Source organism: Streptomyces sp. NPDC033845 (genome assembly GCF_055576225.1).
In genome coordinates, this window is sequence record NZ_JBVIRI010000017.1 from 93547 (window position 1) to 115370 (window position 21824).

The window sequence follows — 21824 nt, forward strand, 5'->3', positions numbered from 1 at the left end:
ATCGCCTTCCACCGGAAGAAGCAGGAGCCACCACCTTGAGCCAGTCCCGTAGCCGTATCCGTACCCGTATCCGTGCCCGTAGTGCCGTCGCCGTCGCCGTGCTCGCGGCCCTCGCGCTGGGGCCGCTCGCCCAGACGGCCATCGCGGCGCCCGGTATCGCCGCCCCGGCCGCCGTGCCAGCCGTGGCCGCCGTCTCCGTAGGGCCCGATACCGCCGCCCTGGAGCGTGCCCTGGTCGGGATCCCCGACGGGGACGTCTCGGCGGCCCTGGTCCGGGTCGGCGGCGACGGCAGGTGGCTCGGGCGGGCCGGGGTCCGGGACCTCAGGACCTCGGCGCCGGCCCTGGAGGACGCCCGGTTCCGGGCCGGTTCCACGACCAAGGTGGTCACCGCGTCCATCGTGCTCCAGCTGGTGGCGGAGGGCCGGGTGGCCCTCGACGCGCCGGTCACCCGCTATCTGCCCGGACTGCTGCCCGCTTCCTTCGTCGAGCCCCCGACCGTACGGCAGTTGCTCACCTACACCAGCGGCCTTCAGCCCGGCGCCGCCCTGGGGGCGACCACGGAGGAGATGTTCGCCCACCGGTACGAGACGCTCACGCCCCGGCAGGTGGTCGCCGCCTCGGTGGCGAAGGGGCCCGCCCGTGCGCCGGGCGAGCGGCAGGTGTACCAGAACATCGACTACACGGTCCTCGGCCTGCTGATCGAGAAGGTCACCGGGGACCGCTACGCGCACCAGGCGCAGCAGCGGATCTTCCGCCCCCTGGGAATGCGGCACACCGGGTTCCCGTCCGGCGGCGACCCGCGGATCCACGGACCGCACCACCGGGCCTACGCGGACATCGGCGGACGGACCGAGGACGTCACCGAGTGGAACATGTCGGACCGGTGGGCGGCCGGCGACATGATCAGCACCACCGCCGACATGGAGCGGCTGCTGGTCGGCCTGTTCCGGGGCCGGGTGGTCCCCGGCCCGCTGCTGGACCAGATGCTGACGGTGCCGGCCGTGGACGGGGCCCAGTACGGTATGGCGCTTCAGCGGTTCGTCCACCAGGGGACCGAGATCTGGGGCAAGACGGGCTCCCGGCCCGGCTACCACACCGTGATGGCGGCGACCCGGGATCTCTCCCGGACGGTGGTGTACTCGGTGAACGCCAAGAGTGCCCGTGAGGACGGGTTCCCGCTGGTCGCACGGTTCGCGCTGCCCGCCTTCAACCGGTAGCGGCCGGTAGTCGACCGCCCGGGCGGGTAGGAGCGCCAGGACGCCGTAGGGCGCGACAGGAGAGGAGTGCGTACGAGTATGGACGCGACGGGTGAGACGGGTGAGACGGGGGAGCGGAACGCCGGCGGGGGGCGGGCGGCCGGGAAGCGGCGGTGGCCCGAGTTGGTCGGGGTTCCCGCGGCGGTGGCGGTCGAGGCCATCCAGCGGGAGAACCCGCAGCTGAAGGCGGTCGTCGTCGCGGAGGACGCGATGGTGATCCTGAACTTCGACGAGCGCCGGGTCTGGGTCCGGGTGGACGAGGACGATGCCGTGGTCCAGGTCCCCACGGTCGGATGAGCACAGCCGAAGCCTGCTGGGACTCCGCCCCGCCCCCACCCGGCAGGAGGCGGGGCGGTGGGGCGGGGCGGGGCGGCGGCGGGACCGGACCTACCAGGGCGCGGGTGCCGGCGGGGGAACCACCGGCGGGCGGTCGTCGCAGGTGATGGTGTTGGGCAGTTCCCAGGCGGCGAGCCAGGGGCCGGTGGTGCCGCCCCCGTCGTTGCCGCCGAGGTCGTGGAGCGCGAACTCCGATCCGGTGGAGGGGAAGTTGAAGGATCCGCAGTTGTTGACGCCGACCGCCCCGACGTTGCGCGCGTCGACGTTCTCGAAGCTCGCGGAGCCGGCCGCCCGTGCGCTGACCACCGAGGTTCCGGTGCCGTCCACCCGGGTGTCCTTGAAGTGCACGTTCTCGATGCGGTACTTGTCCTTCACCGGCCAGTCCGTGACCAGCATGATCGCGTTGTAGGTGCTGTCCAGGAAGTGGCTGCCGGTGACCTGGATGTCGGCCGAGTCGATGCTGCGGTCCAGGGCGTAGAACCAGATGGCGCCCAGCCCGATGTTCCAGTTGAGTTCGTACGTACCGGACCGGACCGTGGTGTTGTCCGTGAACCGCAGGCTGCCGGTGAAGGGTTCGGCGCCGAACCGGGCGCCGACGTGCAGGGCGCTGCCCTCACGGACCGGGTCGGCGACCAGGTTGGCGGAGACGGTGGTGTCGGTGCCGCCGTATATGGCGATGCCGTTGGCCAGGGTGGGGCTCTGGACGGTGTTGTGGTCGATGGTGTTGCGGGCGTCGGCGGTCTTCTCCGACCAGAGGGCGAGGCCGTCGTCACCGGTGCCGCGGACGAAGTTGTCGCGGACCAGGGAGTCGGTGACCCCGGTGTGCAGGTTGAGGCCGTCGGCGATCTGGTCCGTGATGACGTTGCGGGTGACCTTGACGTTCCGCATCGGGCCGTCGAACCAGATGCCCACCTTGGTGTGGTGCAGGTACATGCGGTCCACGGTGGAGTCGCTCATGGCCCCGCCGATGGCGTTGACCTGGTCGGTGTCCACCCGCTCCCGGACGTCCCCCTCGATGGCGAACCGGGAGAGGTGGACGTTGCGGGAGCCGCCGTCCGCGGCCTCCTTGCCGTAGAAGCCGACCCCCTTGCCCCGCACGGTGGTGTACCAGCTGCCGGCTCCGGTGATCGTCACGTCGTCCACGACGATGTGCCGGTCCACCCGGTAGGTGCCGGGCGGCAGGTAGACCGGGATCCGGTGGGCGCGGGCGAAGGCGATGGCCCGGTCGATGGCGCCGGCCGCGTCCCGGCGGCCGGTCGGGTCGGCGCCGAACAGCAGGGCGTTGGCCGCGACCGGCTCCACGTGCGGGGCTCCGACCAGCTCCGAGTCCAGCAGGTCGATCACGGTCCAGGCGGCCGGTGAACCGGCCGGCACGGTGAGTCGGACCTTCTCCCCGGCCCGGTGCTTCCTGCCGAGCAGCAGACGCTGTTCGTCGTACATGTGGTGCGGCCGGAACGGCTTGGTGATCACCGGGGCCGGGGTGGTGGCGGCCGGTACACAGGCGCACTCGGTGATCCACCAGTCGGGGTGCAGCAGATCGGCCTGCGGATCGTTGGTGAACGGGTACTGGTTGTACAGCCAGGAGAACTGCGAGGTCAGCGTCATGGTCCGGCGCTCGCCCTGCCGGCCGCCCACCGTCACGTCGAGGGGGGCCGTGATCCCGCCCCCGCCCGGTGCGTCGGGGAGGCTGTACCGCACGGTGAGGGCGTCGGCCGCGGCCGGCAGCGTGAACTCCACGTACTGGCCGGGCGTCAGGCGCACCGCCCGCCGCCCGGAGGCCTCGGCGGGCAGCGTGTAGGCGGTGCGGTCCGGGCCGATCACGGTGCCGGAGGTGACGGCGTTCTCGGCCTCCTGCTCCAGGAACCCGACCCGGGCCCCGCGGCCCTCCACCAGCGCGGGGTCGAGGGCGGCACGGGTCACGACGGGCCCGGCGCCCGGCGCGGGCCCGGGCTGGGCGGAGGAGGGGGGTACCAGCCCGAGGAGTGCGGAAGCGGTGATCGCCGCCAGTACGGCGGCCGTTCTTCTAGGGGGCATGGCCGGGACAGTAGGGCTGCGCGCAGGAATCCGGCAAGACTCATGCGTCGAATATTCGTCCTGCTGTCAGATTTTTGCGGCCACTTGTTTCCCCTCGATCATCCGCAGTCGGGTGCGTACGCTGACCGGCCCGGGGTGGACGACATGCGGTTCCAGGTGTGCCGTCGGCCGCGGATCGCCACCGAGTAGGCGTACATGAGCTCCGGGTCGCACATGCCGGGGATGTAGGAGTCGCCGAAGTGGTGGGCGTCGAAGCCCGCCTCCTTCGCGTTCAGGGCGAGTTGCGGGACCACGTCGGCGTGCGAGCCCTCCTGGCTGGTGCCGATGGCCCCCATGACGATCGCGCCCGCCTCCTGGACGGCGGCGACCGCGGCGGCGGCCAGCTCCCGGGTCACCCCGGGCAGGGTGCCGGGCAGCGGGGCGACCACGCCGTCCGCCCCGGCGTCGACCAGGGCGGTGAGCCGGGCGGGGGTGAGCCGCTCGGGGCAGCCGGCGTGGTGCATCTTGCCCGACCACAGGGCCGCGTCGTCCCCCAGGCCCGCCCGCAGCTCCTCGGTGACCCGCGCCATCCCGTCGTACGTCCCGCCCGTGCCGGGGTTGGCCGTGATGCACAGCATGGCGGCCCCCATGTCGGTCAGCCGCCGGGCGTTCAGCGGGGTGGCGCGGCGGATCTCCGGTACGTCGCCGGGCTCCAGGTTCACACCCACCGGGCGGCCGATCAGCCGCGCCAGGTCGGTGAAGGAGGTGAAGGTGCCGAGACCGGGCATGACCAGGCGTTCCCCGTCCCAGGCCCGTTCGATGAGGTTGAGGATCACCAGGTCGGCGCCGAAGGCCGCCACCAGCTCGGCGTTGTGGATGCCGCGGCCGTCCGGGTGCGGGGACAGTGCCGCCCGCTCGGCGAACACCTCGGCCACCATGGTGCGGCCTTCGGCGGCGGCCACCGCACGGGTCAGCTCACGGCCGCGCAGGGCGGCGAGGGCGTCGCGGTCGAGGTCGAGGATGCGCTGCGTGGTCATGCCTTCGACCCTAGGTGCCCGGGAGGCCGCTCCCGGGCCGCCGTCGGGCCCCCGCCGGGGAGTCCTTGGTCCCGGCTTCGCCGGAACCGCCGGGCCCGGCGGTAACAGGCTAGGCGACCCCGACCCCGACCCCGACCCCGACCCCGCCCCGGGCGGACCGGCCGGGGCGGGGTCGGGGCCGCATCCGATCAGGTCAGGTCAGGGCGTTCGCCAGGAGGGCGGCCGTGCGGCGGATCAGGTTGTCGTCCCGGGTGGCCGACTCCTCCGGCATGGTGCTGAGGACGGACAGGACCAGGGGCGGGCGCCCGGGCGGCCAGGCGATGCCCGTGTTGTTGTTGGTCCCGTACGATCCGGCGCCGGTCTTGTCCGCGACCGCCCAGTCGCGCGGCAGGCCCGCGCGCAGCCGCCGGTCGCTGGTGGTGTTGGCGAGCAGCCATCGGGTGAGCCGCCGCCGGTCGCCGGGTTCCAGCGCGTCCCCCAGGACCAGGCGCGCGTACGTCAGTCCGATGGCGCGCGGGCTGGTGGTGTCGGTCAGCCGGCCGGGTTCGGCCGAGTTGAGCTCCGGTTCCCACCGGTCCAGGCGGGTCCGGCGGTCGCCGGCGGAACGGCAGAAGGCCGTGATCGCCGTGGGCCCGCCCAGCTCGCGGAGCAGCAGGTTCCCGGCCGTGTTGTCGCTCTGGGCGATGGCGGCGGAGCAGAGCTGGTCCACCGTCAGACCGCCGGCGATGTTCTCCGGGAGTCCGGTGATCGAGCCGCCGCCCGCCCGCTCCACGTCCTGGGCCGTGTAGTGGATCCGCCGGGCCAGGAAGCTCCCGTCGTGATCGAGGTCGCGCAGGACGGCCGCGGCCGCCACGGTCTTGAACAGCGAACATTGGGGGAAGGCCTCGTCGGCACGGTGGCGGATGGTGCGGCCGGTGCCCGTGTCGTACGCGTACACGCCCAGGCGCGCCCCGTACTCCGCCTCCAGTGCGGTCAGTTGCCCGCCGAGGCCGCCCCGGGGGCGGTCGGGGGCGGCGGCGCGGGCGGTGCCGGCCGGCAGTAACGAGGCCAGGGCGGCCCCGGTCCCCGCGGCCAGCACGGCCCGTCGGGAACCCGTCGGGGGTGTGGTCATGGTGTCTCCTCGGGTCGTACGGATCGTTGCACGGTCGGGGTCAGAGCCAGCCCTTGGCGCGGGCCGTGGCCACCGCCTCCGCGCGGTTGCGGGCCGCCAGCTTCTGGATCGCCGTCGACAGGTAGTTGCGGACCGTGCCGGGGGAGAGGTGCAGCGAGGCCGCCAGTTCCGCGTTGGTGGCCCCGAACTCGGCCGCCCGCAGGACCTCCCGCTCCCGGTCCGTCAGCGGGTTCGCCCCCTCGGCGAGGGCGGCCGCCGCGAGTGTCGGGTCGATGACCCGCTCGCCCGCCAGGACCTTGCGGACCGCCTCCGCCAGCTGGGCCGCCGGCGCGTCCTTCACCAGGAACGCCGAGGCGCCCGCCTCCATCGCGCCCCGCAGATAGCCGGGCCGGCCGAAGGTGGTCAGGACGACCACGCGGACGGCCGGGAGCTCGGCCCGCAGCTCCGCCGCGGCCTCGATGCCCGTCAAACCGGGCATCTCGATGTCCAGCAGGGCCACGTCCACCTCGTGCGCCCGGGCCGCCGCCACCACCTCGTCGCCGCGCGCCACCTGCGCCCGTACCTCGATGTCCGGCTCCAGGCCGAGCAGCGCGGCCAGGGCTTCGCGGACCATGGACTGGTCCTCCGCCAGGAGGACCCGGATCGGGCGTGCGCTCATGAGGAAGATCCTAGGGGGACCCGGGCGACCAGCCGGAAGCCGGTCCGGCCCGGGGCCGGACCCGCCGACAGGCTCCCGCCGACCGCCTCCAGGCGTTCCGTCAGTCCGGTGAGCCCGTTGCCGCGCTCGGCCGGACCGCCCGCGCCGGGGCCGGTACCGATGCCCAGCTCCACACCCAGGTCCACACCCAGGTCCACCCCCATGGCGGCGGCGGTGCGGCCGCCGCCCCCGTCGTCCGTCACGGTCAGTTCCGCGTAGCGTCCCGCCAGTGTCTGCCGGTCGGTCAGGGTCACCGTGCACCGTTTGGCGCCGCTGTGCCGGACCACATTGGTGACGGCCTCGCGCAGACACCAGGCCAGGGCCGATTCGGCTTCCTCCGTGAGCCCCTCCGCAAGCCCCTCGAAGATCTCGTCGGAGGTGCCCGCCAGGTCGCCGACGATGCCCGCCGCCGCCAACGCCGTACGGGCGCCCGCGAGTTCGCCGGGCAGGGTGGGCCTGCGGTATCCGCTGACGGCCTCCCGCACGTCCACCAGCGCCTGCCGGCTGACCTGCTCGATGTCCGCCACCTGCCGGGCGGCGGCCTCCGGGTCGGCCGGCAGCATCCGTCCGGCCAGCTCGCTCTTCAGGGTGATCAGCGACAGCGAGTGCCCGAGCAGGTCGTGCAGGTCCCGGGCCATCCGCAGCCGCTCCTCGTTGGCCGCCAGCTGCGCCACCGTGGCCCGCGCCTCCCGCAGCTCCAACGTGGTCCGGATCATGGCCCGGATGCCGATCATCGCGAATCCGCCCATCAGCGCCGGGATCAGCAGCCCCGCCAGATACGCGGTCCCGCGCGGGACCGCGGCGGCCGTGACCGCCAGCAGGGCGGTGGTGCCGGGGACGGTCCAGCGGGAGATCCGCGGCGGCAGCGCGGCCCCCGAGGCGATCGCCACGTACACGAACAGCACCAGCCATTCGCGGCCCAGGCACAGTGACAGGACCGTCGCCTGCGCGGCCAGCACCGCCACCGAGAACAGCACCCGGCGCACCGCCGTCTGCTCGGCGGTCCGGAAGACCAGCAGCAGGTACCAGCCGACGAAGGCCAGCAGCCCCAGGCCGCCCAGGACCCGGGCCCCGGTGCTGTGCCCGCCGCTGACCAGGTCGGTGACGGGGGCACTCAGATAGAACAGCCAGACGCTGATCCACAGCCCCTTCACCACCTTCTGGCGGCGGTTCTCGGGCGTTCTGCCGACCCCGGGGAAGCCCCGGTCCCGGTCTTCCTGCGTCAGCGCCACGGGTTCACGCCTTCAGTGAGTCCTTGCGGTACAGCCAGGCGGCGGCACCGGTGAACAGTACGAAGTAACCGAGCAGCAGTGCCACGTCCTTGGCGTGCGGCGCGCCGCCCAGCTCGATCGCCTGGCCCAGACCCGCGTAGGCGTGGGTGGGCAGCCAGCCCGCCACGGTCTGCAACCACTGCGGGAAGTTGGCGGTGGGCATCCACAGGCCGCCGAGGATGGACAGACCGAAGTAGACGAGCATCGTCAGCGGACGCGCGGTGTCCCCGCTCGCCAGATAGCCGATGGCCACGCCCAGCGCCGCGAAGACCAGGCTGCCCGACCAGATCGCACCGGTGAGGGCGAACCACTGCCAGGCCTCGAAACGTACGTCCTTCACTCCCGCGGCCACCGCGAACACCACCAGGATGGCGGGCAGCGACAGCACCCCCGCGCTGGCGGTCTTGGCGAGGACGTAGCCGCGCCCCGGCAGCGCGGTCAGCCGCAGCTGGCGCACCCAGCCCTTCTCCCGCTCCTTGGCTATCCGCTCGCCGTTGCCCATCAGCACGGCGGTGAGGGCGCCGAACGAGGCCATCGCGACCATGTAGAAGGCGGGCATGGTCAGTTCGGTGCCCATCACCTTGGTGGTGCCGTCCAGGGTGCCGCCGAGCATCAGGAAGAGGGCGGCCGGATAGAGCACGGTGAAGAACAGGTACTTCTTGTTGCGCAGGGACCGGGTGATCTCCAGCCGCACGAGGGCCAGGGAGGAACGGTTCAGCATGCGGAGGCCTCCTGGGTGAGGGCGATGAAGGCCTGTTCCAGGCCGAGGCCCGCGACCTCCAGGTTGCGGGGGCGGACCCCGAGCGCGTACAGGGCGTGGACGGTCTCGTCCGCGTCGGCGGACCGCAAACGGACGGTGGTGCCGTGCCGCTCGAAGGCCGTGAGGTGGGGGAGGGCGCGCAGCGCCCGCTCCCCGAAGGCCAGGTGGTCGGAGTCCGCGTCGAGGTCGAAGGCGATCCTGCGGGCGCCGGCCCGGGCCTTGATCTCGGCGGCGGTGCCGTCCGCCAGCAGCCTGCCCTGGTTGAGGACCAGCACCCGGTCGGCGATGGCGTCCGCCTCCTCCAGGTAGTGGGTGGCGAACAGCACGGTGCGGCCCTGGGCGGCCTGCTCGCGCATGGTGGCCCAGAAGGCCTGGCGGGAGGTCACGTCCATGCCGGTGGTCGGCTCGTCGAGCACGATCAGATCGCAGTGGCCTGCGGTGGCGAGGGCGAAGCGGACCCGCTGCTCCTGGCCGCCGGAGAGCTTGTTGACCATGCGTCCGGCGATCCCGGCGATCCCGGCCCGGTCCAGCACCTCCTCCACCGGCCGGGGCCACGGGTGCAGGGCGCAGCCGAGCGCCACGAGTTCGCGTACGGTCACGTCCTCCATCAGGCCGCCGCTCTGTAGCATCGCGCCCACCCGGCCGCTCGTGACGGCCTCGCGCGGGCTGGTGCCGAACAGCCGGACGGAACCGCTGTCGGCGGGGCGCAGGCCCAGCAGGAGGTCGAGGGTGGAGGACTTCCCGGCGCCGTTGGGGCCGAGGAGCGCGACGGTCTCCCCCGGGTAGAGGGAGAGGGAGAGCCCGTCGACCGCCCGGACCGCCCCGTAGCTCTTGGTGACGTTCTCGAAGCTCACCACCGCGCCGGTGCCGGTGGTGCCGGTGGTGGGGGAGGGGTCGGTGTGGGTGTGGGTGCCGTTACCGGGGGCGGGCCGCGGGGCGTGTGCCGCGGTGGTCGTCTTCATGGCTCAAGGTTCCCCGTCACGGGGTCCCGGGCGGCAGTGTCGGCCGTCGTGGGTGCCGTATGACGGATGTCATGCCGGAGGCCTGACGGACGGTTGCGGACGGCCGCGGCCGGAGCGGCACTCACCGCCGCCGGCACCGGCCCGGCCGCCGCGGCGGACATCAGCGCCCAGGCGGCGTCGGCCGCCCAGGCGTCGCAGTCGACCCAGTCGACCCAGTCGAACCAGTCGGTCTCGTTCCCGCCGGGGACCCAGTTCAAGGGCCGCACCCACGTGCCCGGTGTGGGCGGGGAACTGCTGGTCACCTTCAGCGTGGCCAGGATGGACGCCCCGGCCACCAACGACGTCCCGGCCATCGACATCGCCGAGGCCCTCACCGAACTCGCGGAATCCCGCGGCTGGGCGCCCATCACCTTCTACGGGACGCCCGCCCCGGCGCCCCTCACCTGAGCCCGGCGGGACCCGCCCCTCGCCCGGCTTCGGTCAGCGGGGGGCGGACCGCTGCCGCCGGGCGGTGAGCTGCCCCTGCGCGTAGGCGTCGGTGTCCGGTGAGTAGGGGCCGCCGTGGTCGAGGAGGAGCTCGGTGATGCGCCGCCACTCCGCAACTTCCGCGCGGGTCCGCCCGTCCGCCGAGTCCAGGTCGCCCGCGGCCTCTTCGGCGGCCTCCAGCGCCTCGGAGGCCTCGTGGTGCGCCATGCCGGTGGCCCGCCGGCGTACCAGGTCGCGCGCGGCCCGCTCGCCGGGGAGCGGCTCGTGGGGCGCTTCGTCCTCCGGTGCGATTCCCTGACTCATGGGTGCTGCGCCCTCCGTCCGTGGTCCGGTCCGGGGCCGTTTCCGGCCGCCACTGCGCTGGTGCCCGCTGTCCGGGATCTCAGTACACGTGGCCGGCGTGCGCCAGCGCCTGCCTCAGCAGGACCCCGTGGCCGCCCGCCATCTCGCTCTGCACGGCGACGGAGGCCGCCTCCTGGGGGCTGAACCAGACCAGGTCCAGGGCGTCTTGGCGGGGACGGCAGTCGCCGGCCACCGGGACGATGTAGGCGAGGGACACCGCGTGCTGGCGCGGATCGTGGTACGAGGTGACCCCGGCGGTGGGGAAGTACTCGGCGACGGTGAACGGCTGCAGCGAGGCCGGGACCCTGGGCAGGGCCACCGGTCCGAGGTCCTTCTCCAGGTGGCGCAGCAGCGCGTCGCGCACCCGCTCGTGGTGCAGGACGCGGCCGGACACCAGGGTCCGGCTGACCGTTCCGTCCGGACCGATGCGCAGCAGCAGCCCGACGCTGGTGACTTCGCCGCTGTCGTCCACTCGTACGGGCACGGCCTCGACGTACAGGATCGGCATCCGGGCCCTGGCCATTTCCAGCTCATCGGTGCTCAGCCAGCCGGGCGTGGTTTCGGTCATGTCAGACATTGCTTGATCATACTTTCCGGGAGCCGCGATGCGTGCGCATCCGGGCATCGTAGGGGCAGCCCGCGCCCAACGCCCCGATGGAACACGCCGACCGCCCGCCCGGATCCGTCACCTCGCCTGCCGGAACGCGCCGTTGACCGGCCAGGTCGGGCCGGGTCAGGTCAGATCAGATCAGGGACTCCACCCGGCTGGTGCCGCTGCCCTCCCGTGACTCCCAGGTCCAGGTCTCCTCCAGGCGGACGCGGCCGTCGGGGAGTTCGACCACCAGGGAGACGCAGTGGCCGGAGGCCGTCGTCCCGTCGGTGCGGAGCTGGACGTAGCGGAAGTCGAGGGTGTCGTCCGCCCGGGTGCCGACCAGGTGCCCCCGGACCACGTCCCCGCCGGAGTACTCGGCCCAGACCTGCCCGTCCCGCTCGTGGTAGGTGAACCGGGTCTGCAGGCCGACCTGGCCCGCCGCCTGGTCGGCCACGGGGGCGAGGACGAGACCGTCGATCGAGCGTGCCATGGGGATACCTCCTGGAGCCCGGCGCCAGGACCCGGGACTGTGGCCGGTCGGCCCCGCGGGAACAGTGGGACCGGTGGGAACGGCGGGAACGGCGGGAACCGTCCGGGCCACCCTAGGAGGTCCCGGCGCACCGGGTCCGGGCGGCTCCCGTCCGGTGGGCCCGACCGTTCGGTCCGAGGGCTCGGCCCATCCGGCGGGTCCTCGGCCGCGAATCGTTCACGAAGGGGAAGTGCGGGAGGAGGTGGCCGGGATGGACGGGACGGCGGAGATGACCGACGAGGAGTTCGAGCTGCTCATCGCCGCGGCCCGGGCGGAGGCGCGGCGGATCACCTTCTCCGCACCGGACTCGGCGGACGACGCCGAGTACGCCTTCCACACCCAGCATGCGGAATTCGGAGCCGCGGCCCACTGAGGCCCCCGCCGGAATGTCCGGAACTACCTCTGTCATATGCCTATCGCGGGGCCGGGTGCCAGGTCTACGGTGACGCCACCGGACCATCCCGGGCCGGCGTTCCTCCCGGCTCCCCACGGGGGGAACGCCGTACTTCCCGCTGTTCGCGGTGGCGAACAATACTTGCGGTCGACGCATACCATGGTGCCCGTGACGCAAGACGACGAAGAGCTCGACAGCCTGGTGCGCAAACGGATCAGGGCCCTGCGGCTGGCCCAGGGCTGGTCCCTGGCCGATCTGGCGGCCCGCGCCCACATCAGCCAGTCCACCCTCAGCCGGATCGAGAACGGCGGACGCCGGCTGGCCCTGGACCAGCTGGTCGCCATCGGCAAGGCACTGGACACCTCATTGGACCAGCTGGTCGAGACCGCCTCCGGCGACATCGTCACCAATCCGGTGATCGACGCGGCCCACGGGCGGATGCGGTGGACGATGAAGGCGGAGCCCGGCATGAGCGTGGTCCGCCAGCGGCTCACCAACCCGCCGCCCGACAGCCCCTCGCGGATGCGCGCCCATCCGGGCCGCGAATGGCTCGTCGTCCTGTCCGGCACCGCCGTGCTGCTCCTGGGGAACCGGCGCGTCCGGGTGGAGACCAACCAGGCGGTGGAGTTCCCCACGATGCTCCCGCACGCCATCGGGGCCGAGGGCGGGCCCTGCGAGCTCCTCGGGATCTTCGACCGGGACGCCCGCCGCGGTCACCAGCGGGGAGAGGAGGAGGACTGACCCCCGGTATTGCGCCGCCGGCATCCCGGCGGACCATCTGTTTGCGCAGACAGGGAATCATGATGCCGGAACGGCACGGCCTGTCTAGCGTGGCCGACATGACCCACACCCCGCACGCCGCGCACACCCCTCACCCCTCGCACAGCCACGATCAGGCCGAGCTCCTCGACCTGGACGCGGAGGTGCTCGCCGAGCACACCCGGTCCATCACCGCATGGCTGCCCCTCGCCACGCCCCCGCGCCACATCGTGGACCTCGGATCCGGCACCGGAGCCGGCACCTTCGCCCTGCTGGAACGCTTCCCCGGGGCCCGGGTGACCGCCGTGGACAGCTCGGCCGCCCATCTGGACCGGCTCCGGGAGAAGGCCGAGGCCCTCGGTCTGGCCGACCGGGTCCACACCGTGTCCGCCGATCTCGACGCTGACTGGCCCGAGCCGGGCCCGTCCGGCGGATCCGCCCCGGGCCGCCCCGAGCTCGTCTGGGCCTCCGCCTCCCTGCACCACATGGCCGACCCCGACCGCACCCTGCGCCAGGTCCACGAGCTGCTCGCACCCGGCGGCCTCCTCGCCGTCGTCGAGCTGGCCGGCTTCCCGCGCTTCCTGCCCCCGACCGCCCCCGAGGAACGCCCGGGCCTGGAAGAGCGCGCCCACGCCGCGCTCGCGCACCACCACGCCGAACACCTGCCGCACCGCGGCGCCGACTGGGGGACCAAACTGACCGCCGCCGGCTTCACCGTGGAGGCCGAGCGCACGGTGACCGTGGACATCGACGGCTCGGGCGGTCCTGCCGGTACGGGCGACCCGGCCGGTACGGACGGCACGGCGGCGGTCGGCCGGTACGCGCTCAGCAGCTTGCGGCGACTGCGCGGCGGCGCCGCCGACACCCTGACCGCCGAGGACCTCCACGCCCTCGACGCACTGCTCGACACCGAGGGCCCGCGGAGCATCCTGCGCCGGAGCGACCTCGCGGTCCGCACCGAGCGGAGCGTCTGGGCCGCCCGCCGGGCCTGATCCGGCCGACGGCGTGGGTCCGGCGAGATCCGCAGGGGACGGCCTAGGGTCGGCGGGACCAGCCCGGCACGCCCCACGGCCGGCCCTTCCGGAACAGGCAGGTGAGTCGTGGCACGCAGCAGCAGGTCCGAATCCTCCGCACCCGAGCCCCCGGCCCGGACCGGGACCTATACCCGCACCCGCACCCGGCCCCGGCCCCGGCCCGGGGCCGCGCACCGGATCTCCCGCCGCCTCGGCGCCCTGGCCGGACTGCTGCTCCTCTGCGCGCTGCCCGCCGGCCCGGTGGGCGCGGCCCAGCCCGACGACGTACGCCCGCACACCGTCCCGCCGCTCTACGTCTCCGACTACGGCGACAACCGCGTGGTCACCCTGCCCGACGAAGAGGACGGCGGACAGCACACGCTCCCGCTGGACGGCCTGCTCCGTCCGACCGGCCTCGCCTGGGACCGGGCCGGCCGGCTGTACGTCTCCGACACCGGCAACAACCGGGTGCTGCGTTCCGCCGCCGACGGCAGCGGACAGACCACCGTCCCCACCGAGGGACTCTCCCGCCCCCTGGGGCTCGCCGTCGACGGGGCCGGCGACCTCTTCATCGCCGACAGCTTCAACGACCGGGTGGTCAAGGTGCCCGCCGACGGCGGCGGCCAGACCACCGTCCCCACCAGCGGTCTGCTGCACCCCTGGGGCCTCGCCCTGGAACCCGACGGCGACCTCTACGTCTCCGACTTCGTCAACGACCGGGTGGTGAAGGTGCCCGCGGACGGCGGCGGTCAGACGACCGTCCCCACCACCGGACTCTCCCAGCCCACCGGACTGGCCCTGGACGGGGCCGGCGACCTCTACGTCTCCGACAGCGGCAACAACCGGGTGGTGCGGATCTCCGCCGCCACCGGCACCCAGACCACCGTGCCCACCACCGGCCTGAGCAGCCCCCTCGGCCTCGCCCTCGACCGGCACGGCGACCTCTACGTGGCCGACGGCTTCAACGACCGCGTCCTGCGGATCCGTCTCGCCGACGGCACCCAGACCACCCTGCCCTCCACCGGCCTCAACACCCCCACCGGCCTCGCCTTCCCGCCGACCACCGCACGTCCCGGCGAGGCACGTTGAGCCATCCGTACCAGGCCGGAAGACTGGGGGGATGACTGCTCCTCCACGTGACCGGGGCCTCGGCCGCGGTGTCGCCCAGCTCATCCCCCAGGGGCCCGCGGACCCCGTCCAGCAGGCCGAGGCCGCCCTGCTGGGACTGGCCACGGTCCCCGTCCAGGCGGCCGTCCTCCAGGCCGCGCTCGTCCTGCTGGAGGCCACGGCCTGCCAGTCCGAGGACGGCCCGCTGCGCGCCGTCGCCGAACGCACCGCCGGACACCTCCGCTCCGCGCTCGCCCCGCAGCGCACCACCCCGTCCGCCCAGGGCCACGCGCCGATGCCGGCCGCCGTCTCCAGCGCCTGGTTCGCGGCCCCCCGGCAGCCGCTGGAGGAGTACGCGGCGGAGTACGGCCGCCCCGACTAGCGCGGGGCGGCGGCGGCCCGGCGCGTGCCAGGATGGCCGGTATGACCGGTCGCGCACTCAGCTTCGGAACGATCGCGGAAACCTACGAACGGTTCCGGCCGGGCTATCCCCCGGAACTCTTCGACCTGGTGGCCCGGTACGCGGGCGGTCCGCCGCGGACCGCCCTGGAGATCGGCGCCGGGACCGGCAAGGCGACCCGGCTGTTCGCCGGGCGCGGGGTCGAGGTCACCGCGACCGAACCGGACGCGGACATGCTCGCCGAGCTCCGCAAGCACGTGCCGGCGACCGTCCGCACCCGGCGGGCCGCCTTCGAGGACCTGCGGCCCGGCCGGACGTACGGGCTGGTCTACGCGGCGGCCGCGCTCCACTGGACGGCCCCGGACGGCCGCTGGCCGAAGGTGGCCGCACTGCTGGAGCCGGACGGGGTCTTCGCCTCCTTCGGCGGGCCGCTGCATCTGGCCGACCCGGCCGTGGCGGAGGCCGTCCGCGAGGCCCGGGCACCGTTCCTGGAGAGCGACGAGGTCCCCTCCCCGGACGGCACGTCCCCGGAGGAACCGATGCAGTGGCCGGGCACCGAACTCCTGCGCTCCGAGTGGTTCACCGACGTCCGCCAGACGCCGATCGAACGGCGGTTCACGCTCACCGCCGCCGACTACCTCGGCCAGCTCTCCACCGTCTCCGCCTATCTGACGCTGCCCGACCGGATCCGTGCGGAGGCCTTCGACCGGATCCGGACGGCCCTGCCGGAGACGGTCGAGATCAGCGCGGACCTCACCGTCCACCTCGCCCGCCGGTCCTCCGCCGCCCCCTGAGGAAGCTCGGGAGCCTGGGCTCCTTGCGGGCTCAGTTCCGGGGGATCACCTGGCCGTCCTCGTCCAGCGGCAGATGGATCCGGGTGGGCTCCTGGGTGTTCACGTCCGAGGGCCGCGGGCACTCCGGCCCGTCCGCCCCCCAGCGCAGCAGCCGCCGGGTGCGGGCCACCTGGTACACGACCCCCTCGAACTCCAGCCGGTCCACCCGGCCCACCCGCAGCCGGTCGGAAGCCGCCGCGTACGGGGCGAGCTCCGGATCCGGCGGGCCCTCCGCCGCCCCGCCCGCCTCCCGCCAGGACCGGGCGTCCGACTCGGGGCCCGCGTCCAGCGGGATCAGCCCGCGCATCCGGGGCCACGCCCAGGTCAGGGCGAAGTCCAGGGCCGCGCGGGCCGCGTGCGGGGTGGCCTGCGGACCGGTGACCGGCTCCCAGCCGGTCCCGGTCCGCTCCACCACGGTGAACGTCGGCGGCAGCAGCAGCACATCGGGATGGGTGTCCAGGGCCCGCAGCGCCTCGGCGCGCACATCGTCCGGGAACCGGTCGCCGGAGTACGCCAGATCGCGCATCGCCAGCCGCTCCCGGGCCTGTGCCGGGGTCAGGGGCGCGTCCGGATCGAGCAGCAGCCCGTCGTCGATGTCCGGCCCCTTCGAGGTCCGGGACCAGTCCGGGACCAGCGGTTCCGGGTCGGTCGGGCGCGGGCCCTCCATCCCGCCCGCGCCGACGCCCGCGTACTCCTCGCCGCGGACCACCCGGTAGTGGGTGCCGTCCACGTCCAGCCGGTCCACCCGCTCGGTCTCCAGCCGGGCGACCGCCGCCAGCAGGGCGCGCCGCTCGGAGCGGCTCACGGGCTGCTCCTTCGCACGGAACCACAGCAGCGAGTTCAGGGTGTCCCGGGCCTGCTGCGGACAGCCCGAGGTCACCGAGATCACCGTCAGCCACGGCTGCCCGTCTCCGGCACGCCGTGCCGCCACCCCGAACACCGGGCCGCGGACCACCAGTTCACCCGCCCGTGCCGCCGCGTCGACCGCGTCGGCCTCCACCGCGGCCTCCACCGGCTCCACCGGCACCCGTACGACGATCCGTCGCCTCCGGCCGCGTCCCGCATCTCCACGATCCATGACCCCATCCTGCCGACCGGGCCGCGAACCCGCCCCTGTTTCGCCCACCCGCGGCCTGCGGCGGGGGAGTTGAGGCCGATAACCGACGCCCGGACCGGGAACGCGGGAACGCGGCCGTGGCGCTCGGGAGCCGGGAGGGATCAGCGGATCACCTCGATGTCCGGCAGTCCGGGCTCCAGCCCGTCGGGGGTCAGGGCGAGGACCCGGCCGGCCTCCTGCCGAACCGCCCCCCACCCCGGGCCGGAGCGGAGGGCCTCCTCCGTCCACACCTCCGTGTCCCCGTCCTCGGCCATCCGGCAGAACAGCTCGTCGATCCGGGCCAGCCCGGCCAGCACCTCGTCCCCGAGGAATCCCTCGTCCGCGAGCTGCGGGGCCATGCGCGCGGCGTCGTCGAAGGTGAGCGCGATCTCGTCCACCGGGACCGCGTACCTCCCGGTCCAGTCCCACTGCTCGGCGGCGGGCGCGGCGAGCAGTGCGAGTGCCAGGACCAGTTGCCGGTGGAATCCGGGCCAGTTCGTCTCTTCCATGGCCGGATCATGTCAGGAGCCGGAGTCCGGCTCGGCGGAGGGTGGGGATCACCTCGCGGGTCTCGTCCGCCACGAGCGGGGTACGGCGCAGGCCGACGGGCTCCGGGGGCGCCTCGTCCGCGCAGACGGTGCCCGGGGCGGGCAGCGCCAGCGTGGCCAGGTAGTCGGTGGCCAGCGCGCTCGCACAGGCACTCCGGTTGTACGCCGTGTGCCCCTCGGCGGCGAAGGTCAGCAGCCGGCCGTTCTCCAGCGTGCCCGCGAGGGCCACCGCGTCCTCGTAGGGGGTGTCCGGGTCCTCGGTGGTCCCCAGGACCAGGATCGGGGCGGAGCCCGCCGCCCGGTAGGAGCCCTCGAAACGGCTCGGGCGCTCGGCCGGCCACGGGGCGCAGGCGGGGCCGTGGTTGTGGTCGTAGGCGGGCGGCCCGAGTCCGATCGGCGGTCCGAGCAGCGGGTTCGCGGCCGCCCCGGCGGCTACCGAGGCCGTCAGGAGGGACGGGTCGGCCGGGTAGGCGCGGTCGGCGCACTCCACGGCCGTGTTGGCGGTCAGGAAGTCGAAGGAGGCGGGGGAGGGCGGGGACAGCAGGAAGGAGCTCCGGCCCGTCCGGGCCGCCTCCAGGGCCTCGCCCAGGTAGGCCCAGGCCTCCTTGCCCGCGTTGATGGCGAACATCAGCCGGTAGGCGAGGGTGTAGCCGGTGGCCGGGCGCCCGCCGGGCCCGGTGAACGGTTCGGCGTCCAGGGACCGCTTGAGCCGGTCGAAGGCCTCCCGGGGCCGGCCCGCGCCGAACCCGCAGGCGGTGGTGTTCCGCGCGCACCAGTCGAAGAACCGGCCGACCGCCGCGTCCAGGGCCCGGAACTGCGCCGCGTCGTAGGAGTAGGGGCGGTCCGCGTAGCGGTACGGGTCGTAGGCCCCGTCCAGGACCATGGCGCGGACCCGCCGGGGGAACCGGGCGGCGTAGACGGTGCCGACGTAGCTGCCGAAGGAACGCCCGTAGAAGGACAGGGACTCCTCGCCGAGGGCCCGGCGCAGCAGGTCCAGGTCCCGGGCGTTGGAGTCGGTGCCGACGTACGGCAGGAGGCCGCCGGAACGCGCCCGGCAGGCCTCGGCGAACTCCCGGCCCTGCCGGACGGACACCCGCAGCGCGTCCGGCCCGGGGGTGCCGCGGGCGGTGTCGACGGCGGCCGTGTACGCGGCGTCGTCCCAGCACTCGACCCGACCGGTTCGCGCCACACCGCGCATGTCGTAGCCGACGAGGTCGAAGGCCTCGCGCAGTCTCGCGGGCAGCGCCCGGTGGCTGCCGCGGGCGAAGTCCACCCCGGAGTTCCCGGGGCCGCCGGGGTGCAGCACCAGGACACCGGTGCGGCGGGCCGGGTCGGCCGCGGGCCGCCGGGTGACGGCGAGGGAGAGCGCGGGTCCGGCGGGCCGCCGGTGGTCCAGCGGCACCAGCAGGGTCGCGCACTCGAACCCGTCCCGGGCGCCCGGGCAGGGGCTCCAGGACAGCTCGGGCCGGGCCCCGCCGACGGATGCCGCCCCCGCCGGACCGGGTACGGCGGCGAGGAGTGCGGCGAGCAGGACCGCCGCGAGGCCGGCCGCCCGGGCCCTCCGCGGCCTGCGGGCACCGGCGGAACGCGGCCGCCGGCCGGGCCGCGCGAGTGGCTGCGGACCGGTCTGCGGACAGGCCTGGGGGCAGGTCTGGGAGCGGGTCGGCATGGGGGCGTCCTCCGGCCGGTGGGTGCGGGAACCGCCGCCCACCCAAGCACCGGTTCCGGCCGCGGGCAGGACGAGGGGACTGGGCCCGCGCGGCCGCCCGGGTGATGATCGGGGGGTCGGAACGTGCCGTCCGGGGGGAGCCAGCGTGTGGGGGACGTGGATCGGATGCACCGTGCCGGCCGGCACCCGGGCCCGGTTCTCCGCCGGGCAGCGGGCCTGGGCGGCGATCTCCGACCAGCCCGGCCTGATCGGGCAGATCGGCGGCTGGGACCGGGCCACCGGGCGCGCCCATGTGCTGGGGCTGTGGAACGACGGGCCCGCCTACGAACGCTTCATGGCCGAACGCCATGACCGGGTGCTCGCCCAGACCGGCCAGGGGCACGGCCACACCGTCGTCGAGGCGGCCGCCGGCCAGGCCGTCCTGGAGCTGACCGGGGACGCCCCCGACCTGCCGGGAGCCCTCGAAGCCGCCACCCTGCTCAGAGCCGCCGACTGCCGGCTGCGGCCCGGCCGGGAGACCCACTTCATGGCCGTGCAGCGCGAACTGTGGGCGCCCGGCATGGCCTCGGCGGGCGGGATGCTGGCCGGCGCGGTGACCCGCCTCGGCGAGCTGCGCTGTCTGGTCACCACCCTGTGGTCCGGCCCCGAGGCCCATGAACGCTACGTCTCCGGGCACCTCCCGCGCCGCCTCGCCCGGGCGGGCCTGGAGGCGGACCTCTACCGCACCACCGGCCACCTCGTCCCCCTGGAACCGGACTGGCGGGTGCTGCCGGCCGCCACCGGGGCCCGGCCGGTCAACGGTCCCGGCGGGCGTTGAGCCGGGCGGCCCGCCGGGTCAGATGATCCCGCTCGGCCAGGTCGGGAGCCTTCAGGGCGGCCTCGGCGTACAGCCGGGCCGCCGTCCGCGCGTCACCGTCCCGCTCGTGCAGGTACGCGGCCACCGCGGTGTGGCGGGGCAGCGAGGCGTCCAGCTCCGCGAGGGCCGCGAGTCCCGCGCGCGGACCGTCCGCCTCGCCGACGGCCACCGCCCGGTTCAGCCGGACCACCGGGCTGTCCGTCAGCCGCACCAGCTCGTCGTACCACTCCACGATCTGCACCCAGTCCGTCTCCGCGGCCCGCGGCGCGTCCGCGTGCAGGGCCGCGATCGCGGCCTGCGCCTGGAACTCGCCCAGCCGGTCGCGGGCCAGGGCCGCCCCCAGGATCCCGATGCCCTCCGCGATCGCGGCCGTGTCCCACCGGCCGCGGTCCTGCTCGGCCAGCGGCACCAGGGAGCCGTCCGGCGCGGTCCGGGCCGCCCGCCGGGCATGGTGGAGCAGCATCAGCGCGAGCAGCCCCGCCACCTCCGGATGGTCGATCGAGGCCGCGAGCCGCCGGGTGAGCCGGATCGCCTCGGTGGCCAGGTCGACATCGCCGGAATAGCCCTCGTTGAAGACCAGGTAGAGGACGCGCAGCACGGTGGAGACATCACCGGGGCGGTCGAACCGCACCGCGGACACGGTGCGCTTGGCCCGGCTGATGCGCTGCGCCATGGTCGCCTCGGGCACCAGGTAGGCGCGGGCGATCTGGCGGGTGGTGAGCCCGCCGACGGCGCGCAGGGTCAGCGCGACCGCCGAGGACGGGCTCAGCGACGGGTGGGCGCACAGGAAGTACAGCCGGAGGGTGTCGTCCACCGCCGGGGCGGGCCCGGGAGCCGGCTCGCCGTCGAGACGGTCCTCCCGGCGGCGCCGGGCGGTGTCCGCCCGGGCCGCGTCCAGGAACCGGCGCCAGGCCACCGTCACCAGCCAGCCCCTGGGGTCCCTCGGGGGTTCCTCCGGCCAGACGCGGACCGCCTCCAGCAGGGCGTCCTGGACGGCGTCCTCGGCCGCCGCGAAATCCGCTCCGCGGCGGACGAGGATCCCCAGCACGCCCGGGGTGAGGCCCCTGAGCAGGGCCTCGTCCACCTCGGCGCTCATTCGGTGATGGTCGGCGGGGCGCTCAGGAAGGGGCGCAGCTCCAGCCACTCGTGGATGGGCTCGCCGCCCGCCCCGGGCGCGGCCGACAGCTCGCCGGCCAGTTCGAGGGCCCGCTCGTAGCTGTCCACGTCGATCACCATCCAGCCGGCGATGAGGTCCTTGGTCTCGGCGAACGGCCCGTCGGTGACCGGCGGCCGCCCCTCGCCGTCGTAGCGGACGAAGGTCCCCTCGGGGGCGAGGGCCTGCCCGTCCACGAACTCGCCGGTCCCTTCGAGCCGGGCCGCGAACTCGTGCATGTACCGCATGTGGGCCGAGATCTCCTCCGGGGTCCACTGGTCCATCGGGACGTCGTTGACCGCGGCCGGAGCACCCCGGTAGTGCTTGAGCAGCAGGTACTTGGCCATGATGGTCCTCCTCGGTGCGGATGCGGCCCGTTCCGGCCGCCTTCAACCCTGGGACGGAGCGGGCCCCGGGTTCTCGACATCCCCGCCGGAACTTTCCGGAAGATCTTCCGCGGCTCCCGGCGGGTGGGTGGCCGGCCAGTGGCGGGCGAGCTGCTCCCGGGTGGCGACCCGGGCGCCGCGGCGCCGCGCGATGTGCCGCAGGAACCCGTCCAGGGCCCGGATCCGGGCTGACGGCGACCCGGGCGCCGCCGGGCCAG

At 74.4% G+C, this 21824-nt stretch carries 25 protein-coding genes; 10 read left to right on the forward strand and 15 right to left on the reverse strand.

What is annotated here, in order from left to right; genetic code table 11:
* Window positions 1-35 precede the first annotated feature (35 nt).
* Both ACZ50K_RS29360 and ACZ50K_RS29365 read left to right on the forward strand, forming a co-directional pair.
* The gene (locus ACZ50K_RS29360; RefSeq protein ID WP_468908411.1) at window positions 36-1217 is read left to right on the forward strand and encodes a serine hydrolase domain-containing protein; all 1182 of its coding nucleotides are present in this window, start codon (window positions 36-38) and stop codon (window positions 1215-1217) included.
* A gap of 78 nt (window positions 1218-1295) precedes the next feature.
* Window positions 1296-1553, forward strand: coding sequence for a serine protease inhibitor (locus ACZ50K_RS29365; RefSeq protein WP_468908413.1), 258 nt, complete (start codon window positions 1296-1298; stop codon window positions 1551-1553).
* A 90-nt stretch (window positions 1554-1643) separates the two neighbouring features.
* Here ACZ50K_RS29365 and ACZ50K_RS29370 read toward each other — a convergent pair whose 3' ends face one another.
* From ACZ50K_RS29370 to ACZ50K_RS29400, 7 genes are all read right to left on the reverse strand, one after another.
* Window positions 1644-3626 carry a glycosyl hydrolase family 28-related protein gene (locus tag ACZ50K_RS29370; RefSeq protein WP_468908414.1) on the reverse strand — a complete coding sequence of 661 codons (1983 nt, stop codon included), beginning with the start codon at window positions 3624-3626 and terminating at the stop codon, window positions 1644-1646.
* 98 nt (window positions 3627-3724) lie between these two features.
* Window positions 3725-4642 (reverse strand): DUF7916 family protein, encoded by a 918-nt coding sequence (locus tag ACZ50K_RS29375; RefSeq protein WP_468908416.1) that lies wholly within the window; start codon window positions 4640-4642, stop codon window positions 3725-3727.
* 193 nt (window positions 4643-4835) lie between these two features.
* Complete coding sequence (gene bla / locus ACZ50K_RS29380) at window positions 4836-5753, reverse strand: class A beta-lactamase (RefSeq protein ID WP_468908417.1); 918 nt, start codon at window positions 5751-5753, stop codon at window positions 4836-4838.
* 40 nt (window positions 5754-5793) lie between these two features.
* A complete protein-coding gene (locus ACZ50K_RS29385; RefSeq protein ID WP_468908419.1) occupies window positions 5794-6411 on the reverse strand; it encodes a response regulator in 618 nt (205 codons plus the stop codon).
* A complete protein-coding gene (locus tag ACZ50K_RS29390; RefSeq protein ID WP_468908420.1) occupies window positions 6408-7682 on the reverse strand; it encodes a sensor histidine kinase in 1275 nt (424 codons plus the stop codon). The genes ACZ50K_RS29385 and ACZ50K_RS29390 overlap by 4 nt, the downstream gene beginning before the upstream one ends.
* 4 nt (window positions 7683-7686) lie before the next feature.
* Window positions 7687-8442, reverse strand: a complete 756-nt coding sequence (locus tag ACZ50K_RS29395; protein ID WP_468908422.1) for an ABC transporter permease — start codon at window positions 8440-8442, stop codon at window positions 7687-7689.
* The gene (locus ACZ50K_RS29400; protein WP_468908423.1) at window positions 8436-9443 is read right to left on the reverse strand and encodes an ABC transporter ATP-binding protein; all 1008 of its coding nucleotides are present in this window, start codon (window positions 9441-9443) and stop codon (window positions 8436-8438) included. The genes ACZ50K_RS29395 and ACZ50K_RS29400 overlap by 7 nt, the downstream gene beginning before the upstream one ends.
* A 93-nt stretch (window positions 9444-9536) precedes the next feature.
* Between ACZ50K_RS29400 and ACZ50K_RS29405 the strand changes: the two genes are divergently transcribed.
* A complete protein-coding gene (locus ACZ50K_RS29405) occupies window positions 9537-9890 on the forward strand; it encodes a hypothetical protein (protein ID WP_468908425.1) in 354 nt (117 codons plus the stop codon).
* Between the two features lie 33 nt (window positions 9891-9923).
* On the opposite strand, the gene ACZ50K_RS29410 is transcribed toward ACZ50K_RS29405, so the two are convergent.
* The 3 genes from ACZ50K_RS29410 to ACZ50K_RS29420 form a co-directional block, all read right to left on the reverse strand.
* Window positions 9924-10232, reverse strand: a complete 309-nt coding sequence (locus ACZ50K_RS29410; protein WP_468908427.1) for a hypothetical protein — start codon at window positions 10230-10232, stop codon at window positions 9924-9926.
* 79 nt (window positions 10233-10311) lie between these two features.
* The gene (locus ACZ50K_RS29415) at window positions 10312-10839 is read right to left on the reverse strand and encodes an NUDIX hydrolase family protein (RefSeq protein WP_468908486.1); all 528 of its coding nucleotides are present in this window, start codon (window positions 10837-10839) and stop codon (window positions 10312-10314) included.
* Between the two features lie 175 nt (window positions 10840-11014).
* Window positions 11015-11353 carry an avidin-fold protein gene (locus ACZ50K_RS29420; protein WP_468908429.1) on the reverse strand — a complete coding sequence of 113 codons (339 nt, stop codon included), beginning with the start codon at window positions 11351-11353 and terminating at the stop codon, window positions 11015-11017.
* Window positions 11354-11603: 250 nt separating this feature from the next.
* Here ACZ50K_RS29420 and ACZ50K_RS29425 point away from each other — a divergent pair, with 250 nt between their 5' ends.
* The 6 genes from ACZ50K_RS29425 (at window position 11604) to ACZ50K_RS29450 (ending at window position 15859) form a co-directional block, all read left to right on the forward strand.
* Window positions 11604-11765, forward strand: coding sequence for a hypothetical protein (locus ACZ50K_RS29425; protein WP_468908431.1), 162 nt, complete (start codon window positions 11604-11606; stop codon window positions 11763-11765).
* Window positions 11766-11945: 180 nt separating this feature from the next.
* Window positions 11946-12527, forward strand: coding sequence for a helix-turn-helix domain-containing protein (locus tag ACZ50K_RS29430; RefSeq protein ID WP_468908433.1), 582 nt, complete (start codon window positions 11946-11948; stop codon window positions 12525-12527).
* 98 nt (window positions 12528-12625) lie between these two features.
* Window positions 12626-13537, forward strand: coding sequence for a class I SAM-dependent methyltransferase (locus tag ACZ50K_RS29435; protein ID WP_468908434.1), 912 nt, complete (start codon window positions 12626-12628; stop codon window positions 13535-13537).
* Between the two features lie 108 nt (window positions 13538-13645).
* Entirely contained in the window at window positions 13646-14647 is a 1002-nt protein-coding gene (locus tag ACZ50K_RS29440; protein WP_468908436.1) for a virginiamycin B lyase family protein, read from the forward strand.
* A 31-nt stretch (window positions 14648-14678) separates the two neighbouring features.
* A complete protein-coding gene (locus ACZ50K_RS29445) occupies window positions 14679-15047 on the forward strand; it encodes a hypothetical protein (RefSeq protein WP_468908438.1) in 369 nt (122 codons plus the stop codon).
* A gap of 41 nt (window positions 15048-15088) precedes the next feature.
* Window positions 15089-15859, forward strand: coding sequence for a class I SAM-dependent methyltransferase (locus ACZ50K_RS29450; protein ID WP_468908440.1), 771 nt, complete (start codon window positions 15089-15091; stop codon window positions 15857-15859).
* Between the two features lie 31 nt (window positions 15860-15890).
* Here ACZ50K_RS29450 and ACZ50K_RS29455 read toward each other — a convergent pair whose 3' ends face one another.
* The 3 genes from ACZ50K_RS29455 to ACZ50K_RS29465 all read right to left on the reverse strand — a co-directional run bounded on the left by ACZ50K_RS29455 (window position 15891) and on the right by ACZ50K_RS29465 (window position 19211).
* Window positions 15891-16976, reverse strand: coding sequence for a DUF5954 family protein (locus ACZ50K_RS29455; RefSeq protein WP_468908442.1), 1086 nt, complete (start codon window positions 16974-16976; stop codon window positions 15891-15893).
* 140 nt (window positions 16977-17116) lie between these two features.
* Complete coding sequence (locus tag ACZ50K_RS29460) at window positions 17117-17503, reverse strand: hypothetical protein (protein ID WP_468908444.1); 387 nt, start codon at window positions 17501-17503, stop codon at window positions 17117-17119.
* A 7-nt stretch (window positions 17504-17510) separates the two neighbouring features.
* Window positions 17511-19211: an alpha/beta hydrolase gene (locus tag ACZ50K_RS29465; RefSeq protein ID WP_468908446.1), complete on the reverse strand. Its 1701-nt coding sequence runs from the start codon at window positions 19209-19211 to the stop codon at window positions 17511-17513.
* Here ACZ50K_RS29465 and ACZ50K_RS29470 point away from each other — a divergent pair.
* Complete coding sequence (locus tag ACZ50K_RS29470) at window positions 19210-20028, forward strand: DUF4937 domain-containing protein (RefSeq protein WP_468908448.1); 819 nt, start codon at window positions 19210-19212, stop codon at window positions 20026-20028. The genes ACZ50K_RS29465 and ACZ50K_RS29470 overlap by 2 nt on opposite strands.
* On the opposite strand, the gene ACZ50K_RS29475 is transcribed toward ACZ50K_RS29470, so the two are convergent.
* Together ACZ50K_RS29475 and ACZ50K_RS29480 are read right to left on the reverse strand one after the other, a co-directional pair.
* Entirely contained in the window at window positions 20006-21163 is a 1158-nt protein-coding gene (locus tag ACZ50K_RS29475; RefSeq protein ID WP_468908450.1) for an RNA polymerase sigma factor, read from the reverse strand. The genes ACZ50K_RS29470 and ACZ50K_RS29475 overlap by 23 nt on opposite strands.
* Window positions 21160-21567, reverse strand: coding sequence for a YciI family protein (locus ACZ50K_RS29480; protein WP_468908452.1), 408 nt, complete (start codon window positions 21565-21567; stop codon window positions 21160-21162). The genes ACZ50K_RS29475 and ACZ50K_RS29480 overlap by 4 nt, the downstream gene beginning before the upstream one ends.
* Window positions 21568-21824: the final 257 nt, after the last annotated feature.